The organism is Neptunomonas japonica DSM 18939 (assembly GCF_000422765.1).
GTDB classification, from domain to species: domain Bacteria; phylum Pseudomonadota; class Gammaproteobacteria; order Pseudomonadales; family Balneatricaceae; genus Neptunomonas; species Neptunomonas japonica.
Map to the genome: position 1 here is coordinate 211538 of NZ_AUGR01000006.1, position 19247 is coordinate 230784.

Annotated in this window: 17 protein-coding genes; 7 read left to right on the forward strand and 10 right to left on the reverse strand. The window is 44.2% G+C overall.

Annotated features, from left to right (window positions below):
• Window positions 1–11: 11 nt before the first annotated feature.
• From G511_RS0106525 to G511_RS0106535, 3 genes are all read right to left on the reverse strand, one after another.
• Window positions 12–1424 carry a sodium-dependent transporter gene (locus G511_RS0106525; protein WP_028468930.1) on the reverse strand — a complete coding sequence of 471 codons (1413 nt, stop codon included), beginning with the start codon at window positions 1422–1424 and terminating at the stop codon, window positions 12–14.
• Window positions 1425–1549: 125 nt separating this feature from the next.
• Window positions 1550–2590 carry a 4-hydroxyphenylpyruvate dioxygenase gene (gene hppD / locus G511_RS0106530; RefSeq protein ID WP_028468931.1) on the reverse strand — a complete coding sequence of 347 codons (1041 nt, stop codon included), beginning with the start codon at window positions 2588–2590 and terminating at the stop codon, window positions 1550–1552.
• A 280-nt stretch (window positions 2591–2870) separates the two neighbouring features.
• Window positions 2871–3764, reverse strand: a complete 894-nt coding sequence (locus G511_RS0106535) for a LysR family transcriptional regulator (RefSeq protein WP_028468932.1) — start codon at window positions 3762–3764, stop codon at window positions 2871–2873.
• Between the two features lie 249 nt (window positions 3765–4013).
• On the opposite strand from G511_RS0106535, the gene G511_RS0106540 reads away from it, so the two are divergent.
• The gene (locus G511_RS0106540; protein WP_036551466.1) at window positions 4014–5219 is read left to right on the forward strand and encodes an OprD family outer membrane porin; all 1206 of its coding nucleotides are present in this window, start codon (window positions 4014–4016) and stop codon (window positions 5217–5219) included.
• A gap of 178 nt (window positions 5220–5397) precedes the next feature.
• Here G511_RS0106540 and G511_RS0106545 read toward each other — a convergent pair whose 3' ends face one another.
• Window positions 5398–6039 carry a pseudouridine synthase gene (locus G511_RS0106545; RefSeq protein ID WP_028468934.1) on the reverse strand — a complete coding sequence of 214 codons (642 nt, stop codon included), beginning with the start codon at window positions 6037–6039 and terminating at the stop codon, window positions 5398–5400.
• Between the two features lie 122 nt (window positions 6040–6161).
• On the opposite strand from G511_RS0106545, the gene icd reads away from it, so the two are divergent.
• The gene (gene icd, locus G511_RS0106550; RefSeq protein WP_028468935.1) at window positions 6162–7418 is read left to right on the forward strand and encodes an NADP-dependent isocitrate dehydrogenase; all 1257 of its coding nucleotides are present in this window, start codon (window positions 6162–6164) and stop codon (window positions 7416–7418) included.
• A 62-nt stretch (window positions 7419–7480) separates the two neighbouring features.
• On the opposite strand, the gene G511_RS0106555 is transcribed toward icd, so the two are convergent.
• Window positions 7481–7723, reverse strand: a complete 243-nt coding sequence (locus G511_RS0106555) for a cold shock domain-containing protein (protein ID WP_028468936.1) — start codon at window positions 7721–7723, stop codon at window positions 7481–7483.
• Between the two features lie 225 nt (window positions 7724–7948).
• On the opposite strand from G511_RS0106555, the gene clpS reads away from it, so the two are divergent.
• Together clpS and clpA are read left to right on the forward strand one after the other, a co-directional pair.
• Window positions 7949–8317, forward strand: coding sequence for an ATP-dependent Clp protease adapter ClpS (gene clpS / locus G511_RS22000; RefSeq protein WP_051221633.1), 369 nt, complete (start codon window positions 7949–7951; stop codon window positions 8315–8317).
• A 13-nt stretch (window positions 8318–8330) separates the two neighbouring features.
• A complete protein-coding gene (gene clpA / locus G511_RS0106565) occupies window positions 8331–10586 on the forward strand; it encodes an ATP-dependent Clp protease ATP-binding subunit ClpA (RefSeq protein WP_028468937.1) in 2256 nt (751 codons plus the stop codon).
• 62 nt (window positions 10587–10648) lie between these two features.
• Here the strand turns inward: clpA and infA are convergent, their stop codons facing one another.
• From infA to G511_RS0106590, 5 genes are all read right to left on the reverse strand, one after another.
• On the reverse strand, window positions 10649–10867 hold the full coding sequence (gene infA, locus G511_RS0106570) for a translation initiation factor IF-1 (RefSeq protein ID WP_028468938.1): 219 nt from the start codon (window positions 10865–10867) through the stop codon (window positions 10649–10651).
• Window positions 10868–10975: 108 nt separating this feature from the next.
• Window positions 10976–11689 carry an arginyltransferase gene (locus G511_RS0106575; RefSeq protein ID WP_028468939.1) on the reverse strand — a complete coding sequence of 238 codons (714 nt, stop codon included), beginning with the start codon at window positions 11687–11689 and terminating at the stop codon, window positions 10976–10978.
• Complete coding sequence (gene aat / locus G511_RS0106580) at window positions 11689–12402, reverse strand: leucyl/phenylalanyl-tRNA--protein transferase (RefSeq protein ID WP_028468940.1); 714 nt, start codon at window positions 12400–12402, stop codon at window positions 11689–11691. Before aat ends, G511_RS0106575 begins: the two co-directional genes overlap by 1 nt.
• 73 nt (window positions 12403–12475) lie before the next feature.
• Window positions 12476–13432: a thioredoxin-disulfide reductase gene (trxB, locus tag G511_RS0106585; protein WP_028468941.1), complete on the reverse strand. Its 957-nt coding sequence runs from the start codon at window positions 13430–13432 to the stop codon at window positions 12476–12478.
• 60 nt (window positions 13433–13492) lie between these two features.
• Window positions 13493–14338, reverse strand: coding sequence for a CZB domain-containing protein (locus G511_RS0106590; RefSeq protein WP_028468942.1), 846 nt, complete (start codon window positions 14336–14338; stop codon window positions 13493–13495).
• A gap of 212 nt (window positions 14339–14550) precedes the next feature.
• Between G511_RS0106590 and G511_RS0106595 the strand changes: the two genes are divergently transcribed.
• Genes G511_RS0106595 through G511_RS0106605 form a run of 3 tightly spaced genes read left to right on the forward strand, consistent with a single transcriptional unit; the run spans window position 14551 to window position 19245 of the window.
• Window positions 14551–17220: a DNA translocase FtsK gene (locus G511_RS0106595; RefSeq protein WP_028468943.1), complete on the forward strand. Its 2670-nt coding sequence runs from the start codon at window positions 14551–14553 to the stop codon at window positions 17218–17220.
• 34 nt (window positions 17221–17254) lie between these two features.
• Window positions 17255–17896 (forward strand): outer membrane lipoprotein periplasmic chaperone LolA, encoded by a 642-nt coding sequence (gene lolA, locus G511_RS0106600; protein ID WP_036551470.1) that lies wholly within the window; start codon window positions 17255–17257, stop codon window positions 17894–17896.
• Complete coding sequence (locus tag G511_RS0106605; RefSeq protein WP_028468945.1) at window positions 17896–19245, forward strand: replication-associated recombination protein A; 1350 nt, start codon at window positions 17896–17898, stop codon at window positions 19243–19245. Before lolA ends, G511_RS0106605 begins: the two co-directional genes overlap by 1 nt.
• Window positions 19246–19247: the final 2 nt, after the last annotated feature.

Sequence of the window (19247 nt, forward strand, 5' to 3'; positions counted from 1 at the left end):
TAGAGCTATATTTATAGGTTAATTACGCCCAAGGCATTGAGGAATACAATCACGATACCGATCGGAGTGAGGTAGCGCATAGCAAACTGCCACGTTTTGAACAGTAAGCCCGCGCCCATGCCTAACTCTTCTTCTGCGACCTTTGATTTGATAACCCATGCGGCAAATATTGCGATACACAGACCGCCTAGTGGCATCATCAGATTTGCAGTTAGGAAGTCGATCAGATCAAAAAACGTCTTACCAAATAGCTTTTTATTTTCCCAGACGTTAAAGGAGAGCACAGTACCAATACCTAGCAACCATAAACTAAGACCTGACGTGATACAGGCTTTTAGGCGAGAGAACTGGCGCTTCTCGGTTAACCAAGAGACCGCAGGTTCTATTAGCGAAATAGCCGATGTGATAGCGGCTATCGACAACATGATAAAGAATAGAGAACCAAACAGTGTTCCAAATGGCATCTGGCCGAAAGCGATAGGCAGGGTGACAAAGATCAGCCCCGGCCCTGCGCCAGGCTCAAGCCCGTAGGCAAACACGATAGGGAAAATAGCCATACCTGCTAGTAACGCTACTGCAGTATCAACAAAGCCGACCGCCATTGAAGTTTTAACAATGGATGTATTTTTAGGAAGGTATGAGCCATATGTCATAATAGCGCCGGATGCTAAGCTCAGCGTGAAGAAGGCATGCCCCAGAGCAACCAATACGCTTTCTGTAGAGAGCTTGCTGAAATCAGGCGCAAAAAGGAATTTAACACCTTCAATAAAGTGGCCGGTACTCATCGCGTAGCCAACCATTATCAGGATCAGTACAAGCAAGCCTGGCATCAAAAAGTTAACTGCTTTTTCTAAACCTGCATTAACGCCTCGACCAACAATATACATAGTGACAATAACAACCAGAGTACTCCAGGATAAGAGTCGGATAGGGTCGGCCAGCATGCCGCCAAACATAGCACCGGCTTGGTCGGGGGTGATATCGACAAAGGCACCGCTGCTTGCGGTAAATATGTACGAAACAGCCCAGCCAGCGATGACGGTATAGAAGCTGAGGATCAGGAAGCCACAAATAACGCCCATCCATCCCACGCTTTTCCAAATAGGGTTCGCTTTGGCTTCTCGTGCCAAGGTTTCCATCGCCTCTGCGGGGTTCTTTTGCGCACGACGGCCGATCATTATTTCGGCCATCATCACTGGGATACCAATCAGTAAAATACAGGCTAAGTAAACTAATACGAAAGCGCCACCGCCGTTCTCACCGGTAATATAGGGGAATTTCCAGATGTTACCAAGACCAACAGCGGAGCCCGCTGCTGCTAAGATGAAAGCCATACGGCTTGACCACTGAAGGCGTTTTTTTCCAGTTGCGACAGCGCTGCTGTCATCTGCTGGTGCTGAGATTGCACCGGTTAGGTCAGACATAGGTATTCCTTGTTTATTATTTTTTTGTATTTGTAAGTTTTCAGGTACAGCAACCCCGTTCCCTCTGCATAGAAAAGGGAGTGGGGTTTTCATCTACTCATGTTTTTTGTGTTGGGTTGTGCTGTCTAGATAACGCCGCGACGTTCTTGATCGCGCTCAATTGAGTCGAATAACGCCTGGAAGTTACCTTCACCAAAGCCATTATTGTTTTTGCGTTGGATTAGCTCGATAAAGATCGGGCCGAATAGATTTTTGGTAAAGATCTGAAGCAGATAGCCTGAATCATCGCCATCCAGAAGCACTTGGTGGTGCTTAACGCGGGCAGGGTCTTCAGATACGCCGGGTACTCGATTGAACACTTCTTCGTAGTAATCGTCGCTAATATCTAGGGTGTCGATTACATCATGGTCTAGCTTGTCCAATGATGTTAGCAGGTCGTTAGAGCGAAAAGCGATATGCTGTACGCCTGGGCCGTTATACATAGTTAGATATTCGTCGATTTGGTTATTGTTATCGTCTTTTCCTTCATTGATTGGAATGCAGAAGCTGCCATCGGGTGACTGCAGCGCATAAGAGATCAATGCGGTTTTCTCACCTTTAATATCGAAGTAGCGTACTTCGGTAAAACCAAACACATTCTTATAAAAGTCAGCCCATTTATGCATGGTGCCCTTATAGACGTTGTTGGTTAGGTGGTCGATATTCATAAAACCTTTATCTTCAACAATGACGGGCTGATCGAGATGGTTAAAGTCAGTTTCATAGATAGTGCCTTTTGCACCGAACTTATCAATAAAATAGATCAGGCTGTCGCCAATGCCATAAATTGCCGGGTAAGGCAGGTCTTTATTGTCGTCATCTGCGGCTTTAGCGCCACGTTCAATCGCTGTTTTATAAGCATAGTCAGCATCTTCTACCCGCCAGCCCATAGAGCAGATGGCAGGGCCATGGCTCTTAGCAAATCCGGCTGAGAATCCGGCTTTTTCATTATTGAGTAAAAAGTGGATATCGTTCTGGTTGTAGTAAGTGATGTCTTTGGTGCTGTGCTGCTTTAACTTGGAAAAACCAAATGCGACAAAGACATCGTGCATGAACCTAGAATCGGTGCTGGCAAATTCGGTAAATTCTATGCCTTGTAGTCTCAGAGGATTGCTTTGAACGGTCATTTGTTTATTCCTTTCTTATTCTGTTGTTAGTGAGTAATAGACTATGGCTTCGATGCTTCATGAATCTTAGAAGTCATCTGAGGCTGTTCGACCTATAAACTTGATTTAAGTCATTTTCGTTTGAATGATGATAAAAAAAAAGAATAATATTTCGCTAAAGATGATCAAATAATTTGATGTTGTTGGGCGAAGGTTTACCTGATGAGATAGCTAAGGGTTGCTTTAGGGTTTAGCAGGTGCTTAGTTTGCTGCTAGTTGGCTTTTACAGGGTGTAGCGTTTCTAGCGGGAAAGCGCTTCGAATTCTGAAAGCACTTCACTCAAGATTAATTCGCCGGCTTTACCCAGTGGTAGCTCTGCAGAATGGACTAATTTTGGCGTGAATGCATGGCGGGAGCTTGTGTAATCTACTTCTACCAGTTCGCCACAGGCGAGTTCTGTTTCAATCAGTGACAATGGCATCCAGCCATAACCTAGGCCCATCAGTAGGCAGGTTTTTTTGCTATCAAAGCCGTGTAAGTAAAACACTTTGTCGCCGCCAAATTGCAGGGAATCTAGCTTGCTAGTAGGAAGTTCGCTGGTGTCATGAATAGTTAGCTCGACATAGTTAAGTAGCTGGTTAAGGTCTACTTCCTTTTGTTGGGCCAAGCAGTGATCCTTAGAGGTGACTAATATCATAGGCACTTCTGGCAACGGGATGGCATTTAGTTTGGGGCTAGGGGTGTAATCCACAACAAGCATCATATTGGCTTCATCCTGATCAAAACGCATCTGGACACCTCCTAATGCTTCTACCTTAATTTGGATTTTGGTTGGGATCTCTTTCTCAGCTAACGCCTTCATGGCCCGCATCACAGGCTCCAATGGTAGAGCGCCATCGATTACAAGTTCAAAAGTGGGTTCCCAACCTTTTGAGTAGTGATCAGCTAGGTTTTCGATCCGTATAGCTTGTTGTAGAAGTTGTCGGCCCTCTTGCCATAGCGCTCGTCCTTGAGGTGTTAGTTCTGCTCGATAGCTGCTGCGATCGAAGATAGGGACGTCAAATTGCTGTTCTAGCTTTTTTATCTGATAGCTAATGGCCGATTGAGCTTTGTGCAATTTAGCGGCCGCTTTGGCAAAACTGCCTTCTTGGATAACGACATCAAGAACACGTAGAGCTTCGATATCAAGACGCATAAAACGTTACCTCATGGCTGAATGTTTGATCATGTTGGACTGCAATTTTGCGGCATTACCCTATCAGTTAAATCGATGGAGATGATAGGAAATATATACTTTTTATGAATTTTTAAACATATAAACTGATTCGCCTCATGGAGATTTGGTTGTTTAGTGTGTAGGGCACATGGCTTTGCTTAACCATTATCTAGGGCTTCGTGAGAATGTTTCTGATTAAGTGAATAAAAATAATTAATGGTAAATTTAATGATACTAAAAAAAATAGCACTCGCCACAATTGCATTGAGTTCTGTCACTACTGGGCATGTGGTAGCGGCTGAAACTGATAATGAAATGCAGATTAACCTTGGCTTACGTACTTTTTACATGAATCGAGATTTTGATGCGGGCATCCCAGATACGATCGCTGCGGGGCAGGCATTTCGTGCTGATATATCGTCACCTTTATGGGGAGGTATGATTGGCTTTGATGTATCTGTTGTGCATGTGGCAAAGCTGGAAGGTGATAAAACCATTAACTCTTCTGATGTTCTGACGCCAGAGGGGCAGGGCTATACCACGCTAGAGCAAGCCTTTGTAAAACTAAAACCCACCGGAAACAGCAGTATTCGCCTAGGGCGGATGGTTTTGATGACACCGCTATTGAACGATCTGACTTCTCGTATATCGGCACCTAGCACTCAGGCTGTACACGCTACTCTAAAACTGGGCGATGGTGAAATTTACGCATTTTATTCGGATAAAGCGTCAAACAATAACAGTGAAAAATTTACTTCTTATTCAGCTAATGGTGGTGAGTATGAAGTGGCTTCTGTCGGTGGGACTTATAAATTCAACAATGGGTTAGGTGTGCATTTACAATATGCAGTAGCCGACGAATACCAGAAACAAACTTATATAAACTTGAATTACCCGACTCAGTTAGGCGGTTATGATCTGTTATTAGACCTGGCACATATGAGCGGTGAAGATGACGGTGTTTTATACGGTAGTGATTACAATAGTAATTTGACGGGGCTAACAGCGCGCTTATCCAAAGGTGATTTTGCTTATACTCTGGCCTATCAGAGAGTTGGCGGGGATGATGGTTACGACCAAAAATGGGGCGGGCAAGATAATACTCAATTCTTTACTTGGGGTGCGGTGCAGCTGTTGGATTTCAATGCTAAAGATGAGCAGTCTCTACAGGCGCGTATCGATTATGATGTGCCAAGTATCAAGGGCTTAAGCCTTATGGCGCGACATACTGAATCTTGGGATATTGATCATAGTGGTGGTGATAATGGGAAGCGTCATGAAACTAACTTTGATGCGAAGTACACGCTACAAAGTGGTGCTGCTAAAGGGTTGAATTTACGCTTGCGTGTTGCTCATGCCGATGGCGATGATGCAGTTGTTCCGCGCATCAATGATATTCGTTTCATCGTGAATTATCGTACTGACGTGCTATAGAAAACAGAGTTTGTTGCAGAAGGTATTGTTGCGAATCCCCTTCAGCAGTTAATGCCTATCTGTAATGTGTCTTATGTTCTCCAGGCTTGGTGGGGGTTGTGCCTCCACCTTTTTTTAACTACTTACTATTAGTAGTGTCACTTCATGATGAGGTGATACGTACAAATATCTTGCTGTATTAGCGATTACGAGGTTTTCGTGATTTAGCTGTCGAGGAACGATTTTGTGTCGTATGCGCATTTTTTGAAGGTGTTTTCTGGCTTTTAGACATAGGCGCTATATTAACTGTCTCTTCTCTAAACTCTCCGGGTTGAAGCATTTCTAAACACCAGTTACCAATGGCATATCGGATTAGGCGTAATGTAGGAAAGCCAACGGCCGCTGTCATGCGTCTGACTTGACGATTTTTTCCTTCGGTTATTTTTAATTCTATCCAGCTAGTCGGTATCTCTTTGCGGTCGCGGATGGGTGGGGTTCTTTGCCATACATTGGGTTCTGGTATTAGCTTGGCTTTTGCTGGTCGTGTTTTTCCGTCTTTGAGCTCTACACCATTGCGCAGTTGCTCTAAGGCGCTATCAGTAACATCGCCTTCTACTTGTGCCCAATACGTCTTTTCCATCTTGAATTTAGGGTGTGCAAGCGTGTGTTGTAGTGCCCCGTCATTCGTCAGAATAAGCAATCCTTCTGAGTCGTAATCAAGCCTGCCTGCTGCGTAAAACCCCGGTTTTTTGATGAAGTCAGCCAGTGTTTTTCGGCCGTCTTGATCAGTGAACTGAGTGAGTACTTGAAAGGGCTTGTTGGTAATCAAGATATTAGACATAGATCCTGTTTCTGTAGTATGAGTAAAGTAGGGCGGCGTAATAGTTCGGATTATTTTGTTAATTATGCCTGCTGACACATATTTCTACGAATCTATTTAATAGCTATTAATGGAGTAGAGCGATGACATACAGCAATATTCAAATACCGGCTCAAGGTGAGAAGATTACCGTTAACGCAGACTATTCACTGAATGTGCCTCTTAATCCTATCATTCCCTATATTACTGGTGACGGAATAGGTGTGGATGTTACGCCGCCTATGATGAATGTAGTTAATGCCGCTATCGAAAAAGCCTATGGAGGAAAACGCAAGATCTCTTGGATGGAAGTTTATGCAGGTGAAAAAGCAACTCAGTTATATGACCAAGATACATGGATGCCTGAAGAGACGCTGGCCGCATTTAAAGAGTTTGTTGTTGGCATTAAAGGGCCTTTGACTACACCGGTGGGCGGTGGTATTCGTTCTTTAAATGTGGCTTTGCGACAAGAATTAGATCTGTACGTTTGTCAGCGCCCTGTAATGTGGTTTAAAGGCGTGCCGAGTCCTGTTGTGCAGCCTGAAGATGTTGATATGGTTATTTTTAGGGAAAACTCTGAAGATATCTATGCAGGAATTGAGTGGAAAGCAGGGTCTGCAGAAGCAAAAAAGGTGATCCAGTTTCTAACACAGGAAATGGGCGTCACACAAATTCGCTTTGAAGATAACTGTGGTATAGGTGTTAAGCCTGTATCCAAGGAAGGTACGCAGCGCTTAGTGCGGAAAGCGTTACAGTATTGTATTGATAATAATCGTGAGTCGTTAACGCTGGTGCACAAAGGTAACATCATGAAGTTTACCGAAGGTGCCTTTAAAGAGTGGGGTTATGAGCTGGCGGTTCAAGAGTTTGGCGCTGAATTATTAAATGGTGGGCCATGGATGGTCTTTAAGCATCCAAAAACGGGTAAGGATATAGTAGTAAAAGATGTTATTGCAGATGCCATGCTGCAGCAAATATTACTGCGCCCGGCAGAGTACGATGTTATAGCAACATTAAACCTTAATGGGGATTACTTGTCTGATGCATTAGCAGCAGAAGTGGGGGGGATTGGTATTGCGCCAGGAGCAAATTTGTCAGACAGCATTGCTATTTTTGAAGCAACGCATGGAACGGCACCAAAATATGCAGGGCAAGATAAGGTAAACCCTGGGTCTTTAATTTTGTCCGCAGAGATGATGCTGCGGCATATGGGTTGGACTGAAGCGGCAGATTTAATACTTAAAGGTGTCAATGCTGCTATTGGTGAGAAAACAGTGACTTATGATTTTGAGCGTTTAATGGACGGCGCAACTTTACTGACATCTTCTGAGTTTGGTGAAGCTATTATTCAAGGCATGTGAAGAAGGAATAGAAAGCTGATGACAAAAACCAGCTAGGTTTAGCTGGTTTTTGTAGCGTCAATTTACACTTGTGCCTCTACTTCTACCGGTTGTTGCTGCGGCAATGGAGTTATATTGACGGCATGAAGGCCTTTGGGGCCTGGAGTTGTTTCAAAGCTGACGGGTTGCCCTGCTTTTAGGCTTTTGTACCCTTCGACTTGAATGGCTGAATAATGGGCAAATAGGTCTTCGTTTTGGTTTTCATCTGCGATGATAAATCCGAAGCCTTTGGCATTATTGAACCACTTTACTTTCCCTGTCTGCATTTCAAACTCCAATTTTGGCTAATTTACAGGTCTACTAGCAGAGAGTATGCCTGAACTGCAAAGCTCACACCTGCTACAATGGTTCTATTGTAAGAGGCGTGACTCATGAATGCAGGGACTTCTGGTAGTAGGTTTACCACACCTGTTTAAATCGAGTATAACATTGTGGTTCGATGACGCTAATTGTTCTTAAGTTTATCTATCATTTTTTATTAGAGATTGTTCATGAAGGCCGAAAGATATAAAAATGTGATTCGTGGTGCATCAGAGGGAGAGCAAGGAGATGAGCCTTTTTCAGATGACGGAAGTTTGGCAACGCAAGAGGCAAAGCCTAAGCTAAAAAAGCCACCTATGTATCGTGTGCTATTGTTAAATGACGATTACACCCCCATGGAGTTTGTTGTTGAGGTGTTAATGATTTTTTTCAGTATGACTCAAGAGCAGGCGACGCAGGTCATGTTGGCTGTTCATAATGAAGGTAAAGGCGTGTGTGGTGCTTTTTCTCGTGATGTTGCTGAAACTAAAGCGGCTCAAGTGAATCAATACTCTAAAGATAATAAGCATCCTTTGTTATCTGAAGTAGAAGCTGTTTAGCGGAGACGTAGCTATGTTAAATCGTGAACTTGAAGATACATTAAGTGCTGCTTTCAAAGGTGCACGTGAAAACCGCCATGAATTTATGACGGTTGAGCATCTGCTGTTAGCTCTGCTCGATAATAGAGATGCATACAGAGTGCTAGCCGCGTGTGGTGCTGATGTCGATACAATACGAACAGCGTTGAGCTTGTTTATTGACGAAACAACGCCGCTATTGCCCGAAAATATTCCGGCGATGGAAACGCAGCCTACTTTAGGTTTTCAGCGTGTTTTACAGCGTGCTGTATTCCACGTGCAGTCTTCGGGTAAAAATGAAGTAACGGGGGCGAATGTAGTTGTTGCCATCTTTAGTGAGCAAGAAAGCCACGCAGTTTTCGTTTTGCAGCAGCAAGGTGTTGAGCGTATTGATGTGGTTAACTATCTTTCACACGGCATTTCTCGTGTAAGTCAGGATGAGCATGATGGTGAGGGCTTGCTGGAGTCCGATGAGGCCACAAAAAACAGTGAGCCAAGTGCACTAAGCAAGTATGCCGTTAATCTTAACCAGGAAGCTGGAGAAGGGCGCATAGACCCATTGATTGGACGTAGTTCTGAGGTTGAGCGTGTCATTCAGATTCTTTCTAGGCGCCGTAAGAATAACCCATTATTAGTTGGCGAGGCGGGGGTTGGTAAAACAGCTATTGCAGAAGGCTTAGCTAAGCTGATAGTTGAAGAAAAAATCCCTGAGGTAATGAACGGCAGTGTCGTTTATTCACTTGATCTTGGTGCATTGCTTGCGGGTACTAAATATCGTGGTGATTTTGAAAAACGTCTTAAAGCATTGTTGAATGAAGTCAAAGTTAAAGACAACGCGATTCTGTTTATCGATGAAATTCATACAATTATTGGCGCCGGGGCTGCTTCGGGTGGTTCGATGGATGCTTCTAATCTATTAAAGCCCTTACTTAGCTCGGGTGACTTGCGTTGTATTGGTTCTACGACCTTTCAAGAATTCAGAAGCATTTTTGAGAAAGATCGCGCCTTAGCCAGACGCTTTCAAAAAGTTGATGTGCTTGAGCCTAATGTGCAGGACACATATGAGATTTTGTGTGGGCTACGCAAGAAATTTGAGCAGCATCACGAAATTGAATATACCGATGAAGCGTTACGAGCTGCTGCAGAGCTTGCTGACCGATATATCAATGATAAGCATATGCCTGATAAGGCTATTGATGTTATTGATGAAGCGGGTGCCTATCAGCGTTTGTTGAGCGAAGAAGAGCGAACCCCGATCATTGATGTTCATGAAGTCGAATCAGTTGTTGCTAAGATTGCGCGCATTCCGCCAAAAACTGTTTCCGTATCTGATAAAGAGCAGCTTAAAAAGCTTGATAACAACCTGAAAATGGTTGTGTTGGGCCAAGAAGAAGCGATCTCTTCATTATCCTCGGCTATTCGTTTATCACGTGCAGGTCTGAATGACCCACATAAACCCGTGGGTAACTTCTTGTTCTCAGGCCCTACCGGTGTTGGTAAAACAGAGGTGACAACCCAGCTTGCACGCATCCTGGGGATTGAATTAATTCGCTTTGATATGTCTGAGTATATGGAGCGTCATACCGTATCTCGTTTAATTGGTGCACCTCCTGGGTACGTTGGTTATGACCAAGGTGGTCTATTAACTGAGGCTGTAACCAAGTCTCCACACTGTGTGTTGTTATTGGATGAGATTGAAAAAGCTCACCCTGAGGTGTTCAACATTCTTTTGCAGGTGATGGATAACGGTACATTGACGGATAACAACGGCCGTAAAGCGGATTTTCGTAATGTGATATTGGTTATGACAACCAATGCCGGTGCTGATGCAATGAGCCGTCCTTCCATTGGCTTTTCTCATCAAGATCACTCGACAGATGGTATGGAAGCGATTAAGCGTTTGTTTTCACCTGAGTTTCGCAATCGTCTTGATGCTGTCATTCAGTTTAAAGCCTTGTCGCCAGATATCATTATGGGTGTGGTTGATAAGTTCTTAACAGAGCTGCAGGCGCAGTTAGACGATAAGAAAGTGGTCTTGCATGTTAATGATGATGCGCGTACTTGGTTGGGTGAGCATGGTTACGATGAAAAAATGGGTGCTCGTCCAATGAAACGCTTGATTCAAGAGAAGCTTAAAAAGCCATTGGCTGAGATGATTCTATTTGGTGATCTTGCAGAAGAGGGTGGAGAAGTGCAGGTGTCAGTGGATGATCAAAATGAAATAGTGCTAAATGTAACAGTGGCAGCCTAAGGCTGCCACTGGGGAACTTTCGAATCTGGTTTTAACAATAAAGTTAAGCCAGATCGATTGTACTAACGGGCACGATATACGATGCGGCCTTTGGTCAAATCGTATGGTGTTAGTTCAACTTTTACTTTGTCACCCGTTAAAATACGGATGTAGTTTTTACGCATTTTGCCTGAGATATGAGCGGTAACTACGTGACCATTCTCAAGCTCTACGCGAAACATGGTGTTGGGTAGCGTGTCAACCACGGTACCTTCCATTTCAATGCTATCTTCTTTAGCCATTCGTTACCTACCTGTGAAAGGGCTGATTTCGAACAATGTCCTATTATCAGAGCGCAGTATTCTGCCTGAATTATCTAAGGATATCAAAGAGTATTGGCTCTTTTATTGTTATCTAATGAGAATCCATTGGCCATCGATTAAAAACTCTAAAGGACGATAGGCGATTTTATACTTCATTTTGCGACAAGACTGTACCCAATAGCCCATATATAGGTATTCAAGGTTGAGTCGGCGACATTCTTCAATTTGCCAAAGAATAGCGTAAGACCCTAAACTCCGCTTTTGCAAATCAGGGTCTGGATCGAAAAAAGTGTAGGTAGCAGACAGTCCTTGTACGAGTTGATCGGTAACGGCGACACCAATAAGTTTGTCGTCTAAGTAAAATTCTAAAAAATCACACGGTTGCTCACCTTCAATTAAGAAGTTTATAAACTGTTCTTTGTTGGGGGGAAACATGTCACCATCGGCGTGGCGATGTGTTATGTAATCAGAATAGAGTTTGAAGTATTTATCGCTGTAGTGAGGCGTTGATTTTTTTACAACAAGATCTTTATTCTTATTAATAATGCGGCGTTGTGTTTTATTAGGTTGAAACAGATCAACAGGAACTCTGACAGAAATACAGGCTTGGCAATTATCGCAATGAGGGCGGTAGATATGTTTGCCGCTGCGCCTGAAACCAAGATTAGATAGCTGGCTAAAGGCATTGACTGAGATGCTTGAGTGCGGATCGACGAACAGAGTTTTAGCCTTGTAGCCTTCAATATAACTACAGTTGTGCTCAGGGGTTGCAAAAAAATGTAACTCTTTAAGCTCTGTCATTAACTTTCAATACCTAGCGTAGCGATGGGCTCACCGAAACTCCAAGGGTGATGCGTTTCTGTATCTATATATTGTCTAATGTAATGTATAAATTCCTCGCGGGGAATATTAGTAGCCCCTAAGCTTTCTAAATGGTCATTATGAACCTGGCAATCAATTAGCGGGTACCCCCATATTTTTAATTGTTTACACAGCGCAATAAAAGCAATTTTTGATGCGTTTACTTGAAAGCTGAACATGGACTCACCAAAAAATAGTTTGCCTATTCCTAGCCCGTATAAGCCACCAATTAATTGCTCGTTCTCCCACACTTCCACAGAATGGGCAACACCTTGCTGGTGGAGTTCGATGTAGGCTTCTTGCATCTCTGGCGATATCCAAGTGCCTGTAGACTCTTCACGGATGCTCGCGCAGGCTTGTATGACGTCTGTAAAGGCTTCATCAAAAGAAACACGGTAGTGGCTCTTTTTGAGATGCTTACGCATGCTGCGAGAGATATGTATTCGTTCAGGAAATAATACGCAACGAGGGTTTGGGCTCCACCAAAGAATTGGGTCATCTTGGCTGAACCATGGGAAAACACCGTGCTTATAAGCCGCAATTAACCGTTCTGGTGAAAGGTCGCCACCGGCTGCGAGCAAGCCATCAGGTTTATCTAGTGCTGAGCTCGTATCGGGGAAGATTAATTTAGTTGGATGTAACCAAGGGATCATGTGAAATGTTCAAAAAAGACCAAAGGCAAATTAACCTTCGGTCTGTTGTAGTTATGTTTGGCTATCTAAGCACCTATTTGGCCAGGTCATCCAAATAGCGTTCAGCATCTAGCGCTGCCATGCAACCAAAGCCTGCAGACGTGATCGCTTGGCGGTAAATGTGGTCACATACATCTCCTGCAGCAAAAACGCCTTCTACGCTGGTCTGAGTCGCTTTACCTTCTAATCCAGATTGGATTTTAAGGTAGCCGTTATTCATCTCAAGCTGGCCTTCAAAAATACTGGTATTAGGCTTGTGTCCGATAGCGATAAATACGCCCGCTAAGTCGAGTTCTTGAGTGGAGCTGCCATCCGTACTGCTCAAGCGTAAGCCTGTCACGCCAGAATCATCACCCAGTACTTCGTCGAGTTGGTGGTTCCAGATGATATTGATATTGCCATTTTTAGCACGATCAAACAGCTTGTCCTGAAGAATCTTTTCAGAACGAAGAGAGTCGCGACGATGAACAAGTGTTACTTCATCAGCAATGTTCGATAAGTAAAGTGCTTCTTCTACTGCAGTATTACCGCCGCCGATGACAGCCACTTTTTGGCCGCGATAGAAGAATCCATCGCATGTAGCGCAAGCACTGACACCTTTACCCTTAAATGCTTCTTCAGACTCAAGACCTAGATACTGCGCTGATGCACCTGTACAAATGATGAGGGAGTCGCAGGTATAAACACCCATATCACCTGTTAAAGTGAATGGACGGTTTTCTACATCAACAGTATGTATGTGATCGAATAATACGGTGGTGTCGAAGCGCTCTGCGTGTTGCTGCATGCGCTGCATGAGTTCAGGGCCTTGAACACCTTGAACATCTCCTGGCCAGTTGTCTACGTCTGTTGTTGTAGTTAGCTGGCCGCCAGCTTCCATTCCTGTGATAACAACAGGGTTAAGGTTGGCGCGTGCTGCATAAATCGCAGCGGTGTATCCAGCAGGGCCAGAACCAAGGATGAGAAGTTTGTGATGTTGTGTTTCGCTCATGAATGCATGCCTTAAACTATATGTGTCTGTGTTTTATAAAAAATATGATGGGGGGAGTGCTTAAGAAATACAATCCTCAAGAGAAGATATTTTTCTAATCTGTGCTGATAACTTTTCGATACACAGCATCATGTAGCGTTGTCCTGACTTATGTCTTAGATAGCCTTTTAACGGCTCGTGACTGAGCGCTTGTGCTGTTTGTGTATCAAGGTTATCTATTTCGTAGTCAATAATGTCATCGACCTCATCTAGTGCTAAAGAGAAAGAGGGGGTTTTGCCGTCAAGTGTAAGGTGGATGATGACGGGGTGCATGTCTCGCTTAAGAATGTCTGTGATTTGATCTAATGAGCGCAACAGTTTTCTAAGCGTCGTACCTTTTTCGATCGACAGTAACCGTATGGCGCGTTCAGCATCCCCACTATTTTTCATTTCTAGTAGAACGTCAGCCAGTTGATGAATTAGTTGATGAGGCTTATCAATCTTCTCTAGTATAGCGAGAAGGTCGGAATCTTCTGTTTTAAAACTATAGAACCACTGCCCAAACGCACACATTTTCGGATCCCTTGAGAGAGTGAAGTTTTCATCCGAAGTAATGCTTCGCTCAAGTGCCTGAATCCAGTCGGTGTGTGCTTGCTTATAAGTGTCAATATCAGCAATTAGTTGGTTTTTATCATCCCAGTTTCGTTTTCTATTAAGTAAGGTCGCACTATCATAAACATTAATCAGCGTATCTCGGTAATCTAAATAACCAAGAAAGCTAGGATGCTGGGCAGTACTGGCGAGTTGTATCTGTTTATATTCATCTGAAAAAGAGAGGATATTGCAGGCATCTATGCCAAAATGGCTATTAGCGATCGTAAAGGTCAATACACGCGAGTTGTTTTGAAACAGATTGGCTAAACTCATGTCTATAACCTCATATGACATTGGATGGGGATTTTAGTCTTCAATTATAACTATAGCGTGTTATTGGTGGGATAATAGTGAGTGTTTAATTAATTAGCGGGTTGTTAACAGTATGTAGTTGTCTTTATCTATCAAGAGCCTTCGATACCATTAGTTGAATTGTGTTATTTTTAAATGTTCGTAGTAAGTATTTAAGATTAAAAGGAATATGAGTGAAAAATAAGCTCCCAACAAGCCCCTATGCTTTTTCTGAGCTGCTAGCGCGTGTAGTAAAAGTTTGCGTGTTGTTTTTAATTATCATGAGTTGTACCTATATGCTTTTAGGTATGCTCGGTTATCACCCCAAAGATCCCGGTTGGTCTCACCTTGGTTACCACCCTGGCGTGAGTAACTGGACGGGTATATTCGGGGCCTGGATGACAGACTTGCTGTTTTCTTTTCTAGGAATAGCGGCTTGGCTTTTACCCGTTATTATCATTGTTCCTACTGTGCGCTTTATGGTGCGAAAAGAGGTGTCGCTTTTAGACGGGCTGCCCTTTGCTATGTTGCGCACATTCGGCATTCTTTTATTGATGGCCTCTTTATGCGCTTTGGCGTCGATTCATCTTTCAAACCAATCGTTAGGCTTTCCCTTTACGAGTGGTGGCATTGTCGGCCAAGCATTATCTGACTGGATGGTTTCTTGGTTTAGTTTGCTTGGTAGTACTGTGCTTTTGATAACGGCGGCGGGTATGGGGTGTACCTTCTATATGGAGCTTTCGTGGGATAGTATCCAAAACCGTTTAGGCGCATGGGTGTTATCTGCATATCGTGGACTTTCAGCATTGTTGAGCCCAGGCAGTGAGAGTAATAACGCTGAAGAGCGCATTCCAGAAAGTGAGAACAATGTAGCTAGTGCAGAGTACAGCACAACAAAATCACTAAAAGAACGTATAAGAGAGCGCTTTGAGCCAAGCTTACATAGTGGGGCTGAGGAGCACTTTTCGACATCGTCGGGACCATCATTTAATGCGGTGAATGGAGAGTCTGCGTCTGCTCATCATGAGCGGACTTCACCGCAGGTATTATCAGGAAACGATAAGAGAAATGCCGTGCCTCCTTTAGTGACGGACATTGTTAACCCGGACAATGTTAGGCAAGAGGTCGTAAAACGCTCTTTGCCTATCAGGGACTCTAGGCCAGAGTCAGGTGGTCATGAGTTATCTATGTCTTCTGAGGTGGAAAAATCGCAGCCTCAGAATACCGTGATGCAAACACCCTCTGCTGCTAAAGAACCTAAGAAAGAACTTAAAATTGTGCCATTGGCAGAAGCGCACCAGCCTATTCAAAGTGATGACCAAGATAATAATGCTCAAAACAAAGAGCGCCGCCCGGTTCGCTCATTACGAAAAATACCCTCACTCGATTTGTTAGACCCTCCTGAGCTGCAAGCGGACCACGGGTATTCGGAAGAAGAGTTGGAAGATATGTCACGCTTGCTTGAAAGTAAGCTAAAAGATTTTGGCGTTATTGCTGAGGTGGTGGAAGTCAATCCGGGTCCTGTTATTACACGTTTTGAGATACAGCCTGCCCCGGGTGTTAAGGTGAGCAAAATCACTAATTTGGCCAAAGATTTGGCGCGCTCCTTAGCGATATCGAGTGTACGTGTTGTAGAAGTTATTCCTGGCAAGTCCGTTGTTGGTATTGAGATTCCTAATGCGAGCCGCCAAATGGTGCGCTTGAGCGAAGTGCTTAACTCAAAGCCATACAACGAGGCATCTTCTCGGTTAACGTTGGCGTTGGGTAATGACATAGCCGGTAATCCAGTGGTGGCTAACCTTGCAAAAATGCCGCATTTATTGGTTGCGGGTACTACAGGTTCAGGTAAGTCTGTGGGTGTTAATGCCATGATTCTGAGCCTGTTGTTTAAGGCAACGCCAGAAGAAGTACGCTTGATGATGGTTGACCCCAAAATGTTGGAACTTTCAATTTATGAAGGCATTCCGCATCTGCTCACACCTGTTATCACTGATATGAAGGAAGCGGCTGGCGGCTTGCGCTGGTGCGTAGGTGAGATGGAGCGCCGTTATCGCTTAATGGCAAAAATGGGCGTGCGTAACCTTGCTGGTTTCAATGACAAGGTTAAAGCTGCAGAGCAGCAAGGCAAGCCATTACTTGATCCGCTTTGGAATGCAGAAGAGCATGGCGAGCCGTTTGGCACGCCAGCACCCGCCTTAGAAACGTTGCCTTATATTGTCGTCATCATTGATGAGTTTGCTGACATGATGATGATTGTTGGTAAAAAAGTAGAAGAGCTAATTGCACGTATTGCTCAAAAAGCGCGGGCGGCAGGTATTCATCTGATTTTGGCAACGCAAAGACCTTCCGTTGATGTTATTACGGGCTTGATAAAGGCTAACGTGCCTACAAGAATTGCATTCCAAGTGTCTTCGAAAATTGATTCACGGACGATTCTAGATCAGTCCGGTGCTGAAAACTTACTGGGTAACGGTGATATGTTGTATCTACCTGCCGGAACCAGCGTTCCTAACCGAGTACATGGTGCTTTTGTTGGCGATGAAGAAGTACACCGTGTAGTTGAAGCATGGAAGCAGGTAGGTGCTCCTGTGTATATTGATGCGGTATTAAGTGATTCGGGGGCGGAAGGAGGTGCGGCATCTGGAGGCTTATTTGATGATGAGCAAGACCCTCTTTATGACGAAGCGGTCGCTTTTATTACTGAAACTCGCAAAGCATCTATCTCAAGTGTGCAGCGAAAAATGAAAATTGGTTATAACCGAGCGGCCAGAATGATAGAAGCAATGGAAGCTGCAGGGGTTGTTACTGAGGCCGGATCCAACGGCCAGCGAGAAGTATTGGCCCCCCCTCCGGTAAGAGGTTAATCGTTGTAAGCCAAATAGTTTAATAGGGTAAAGAATGAATAGATTATATAAATTGTGTGCGACTCTCTCTTTAGCGGTTATGCCAATGCTAGCCTTGGCGGAGGCATCAACACCTACAGAGGCTTTAACGCAGGTGCTAAAGGGTTACGATCGTTTTAGCGCTAACTTTGAGCAGGTAACCCGTAGCGATCAGAGTAATGCGGCCGAAGTCTCTAAAGGCTCAATGAAAGTGGCACGTCCAGGGCAGTTTCGCTGGGAAACGCAAAGCCCGTTCCCGCAGCTTATTGTGAGTGATGGTGAGTATGTTTGGATTTATGACCCAGATCTTGAGCAAGCAACGCGTAAACCGGTTGATCCTAAACAAACCAATGGTGCTGCACTTATTTTGAATGGCAATGTTGTAGAGCTGGCCGAAAAATTTGAAATATTCTTACCTATTAATCAAGAGAATGAGCAGCTATTTGAGTTGTTACCAAAAGATGATCAAAGCAGCTTTCAGCGGATTCGCTTGTATTTTATCGATGGAGTTATGTCCGAGTTGATGTTGCAAGATGTACTGGGCCAACAAACAACTATCTTATTGCGTGATTCTGTCATTAACGACTCCATGGATGATGCTTTATTTAAGTTTACACCTCCCAAAGGTACTGATGTTATTGTGAGTGATGAGGCCTGATGAGCGACCTGTTTGATGATGTAACACCTCCTTATCAACCGCTGGCGGCAAGAATGCGGCCTAGCGGCTTGGAAGGTTACGTCGGTCAGTCTCATCTACTGTCAGCAGGAAAACCCCTTCGCCAAGCGATAGAGCAGAACGCATTGCACTCTATGATATTTTGGGGGCCGCCTGGTGTTGGTAAAACCACCTTGGCAAAAATTATTGCACATACCTGCGATGCACATTTTATGACACTTTCAGCTGTTTTGTCCGGTGTTAAAGAGATTAGAGCTGCAGTAGAAGAAGCAAAGCAGATGAGGGCTTCTCGGCAATGCAAGGCGATTTTATTTGTTGATGAGGTGCACCGCTTTAACAAATCTCAGCAAGATGCTTTCTTGCCTTATATTGAAGACGGCACTTTTTTATTTATAGGCGCTACCACCGAAAACCCTTCGTTTGAATTGAATAACGCCTTGTTATCGCGTGCACGAGTATATCTGTTGCGTAATCTGACTGATGACGAATCTTTAGAGGTTATTCAACATGCGTTAGCCGATAAGGACAAAGGCTTTGGAGGGCATGCTTTTGAGTTTGAAGAAGGGGCGTTAGAGCAACTTGCTCGAGCCGCTGATGGTGATGCTCGTCGTGCCTTAAATCTGCTAGAAATAGCCGTGGATTTAGCTGTTTCTGACAAGGGTGTTGAGAAAATATCGCAGTCGGTTTTAAAAGAGGTGCTACAAAGTAGTGGGCGCCGTTATGACAAACAAGGCGATATTTTTTACGATATGATTTCTGCATTTCATAAGTCGGTACGCGGCTCTTCTCCTGATGGTGCCTTGTATTGGTATTGTCGTATGCTAGAAGGTGGTTGCGACCCTCTTTATATCGCACGTCGTTTAGTTGCGATAGCCTCCGAAGATATAGGCAATGCTGATCCACGTGCTATGCAGGTGGCATTATCAGCGTGGGATGCCTTTGAGAGAGTAGGTCCTGCAGAAGGTGAGCGCGCTATTGCTCAAGCTGCTATTTATTGTGCCAGTGCGCCCAAAAGCAATGCTGTGTATATGGCATTTAATGAGTGCCGGGCACAAATACGTAGTGATCCTGATTATGCCGTTCCGGTGCATTTACGTAATGCACCTACGTCACTAATGAAAGACCTCGGTTACGGCGAAGAATACCGCTATGCGCATAACGAGCCCAATGCTTATGCTGCGGGGGAGAAATTCCATCCAGAAGAGATCGCATCTCGACGTTATTATCAGCCGAGTGAGCGTGGTCTTGAGCAGAAAATAAGTGCTAAACTTCAACAGCTTGGGATGCTAGATGAGCAAAGCCCAATCAAACGGTATCAGAATAAAGGATAAGG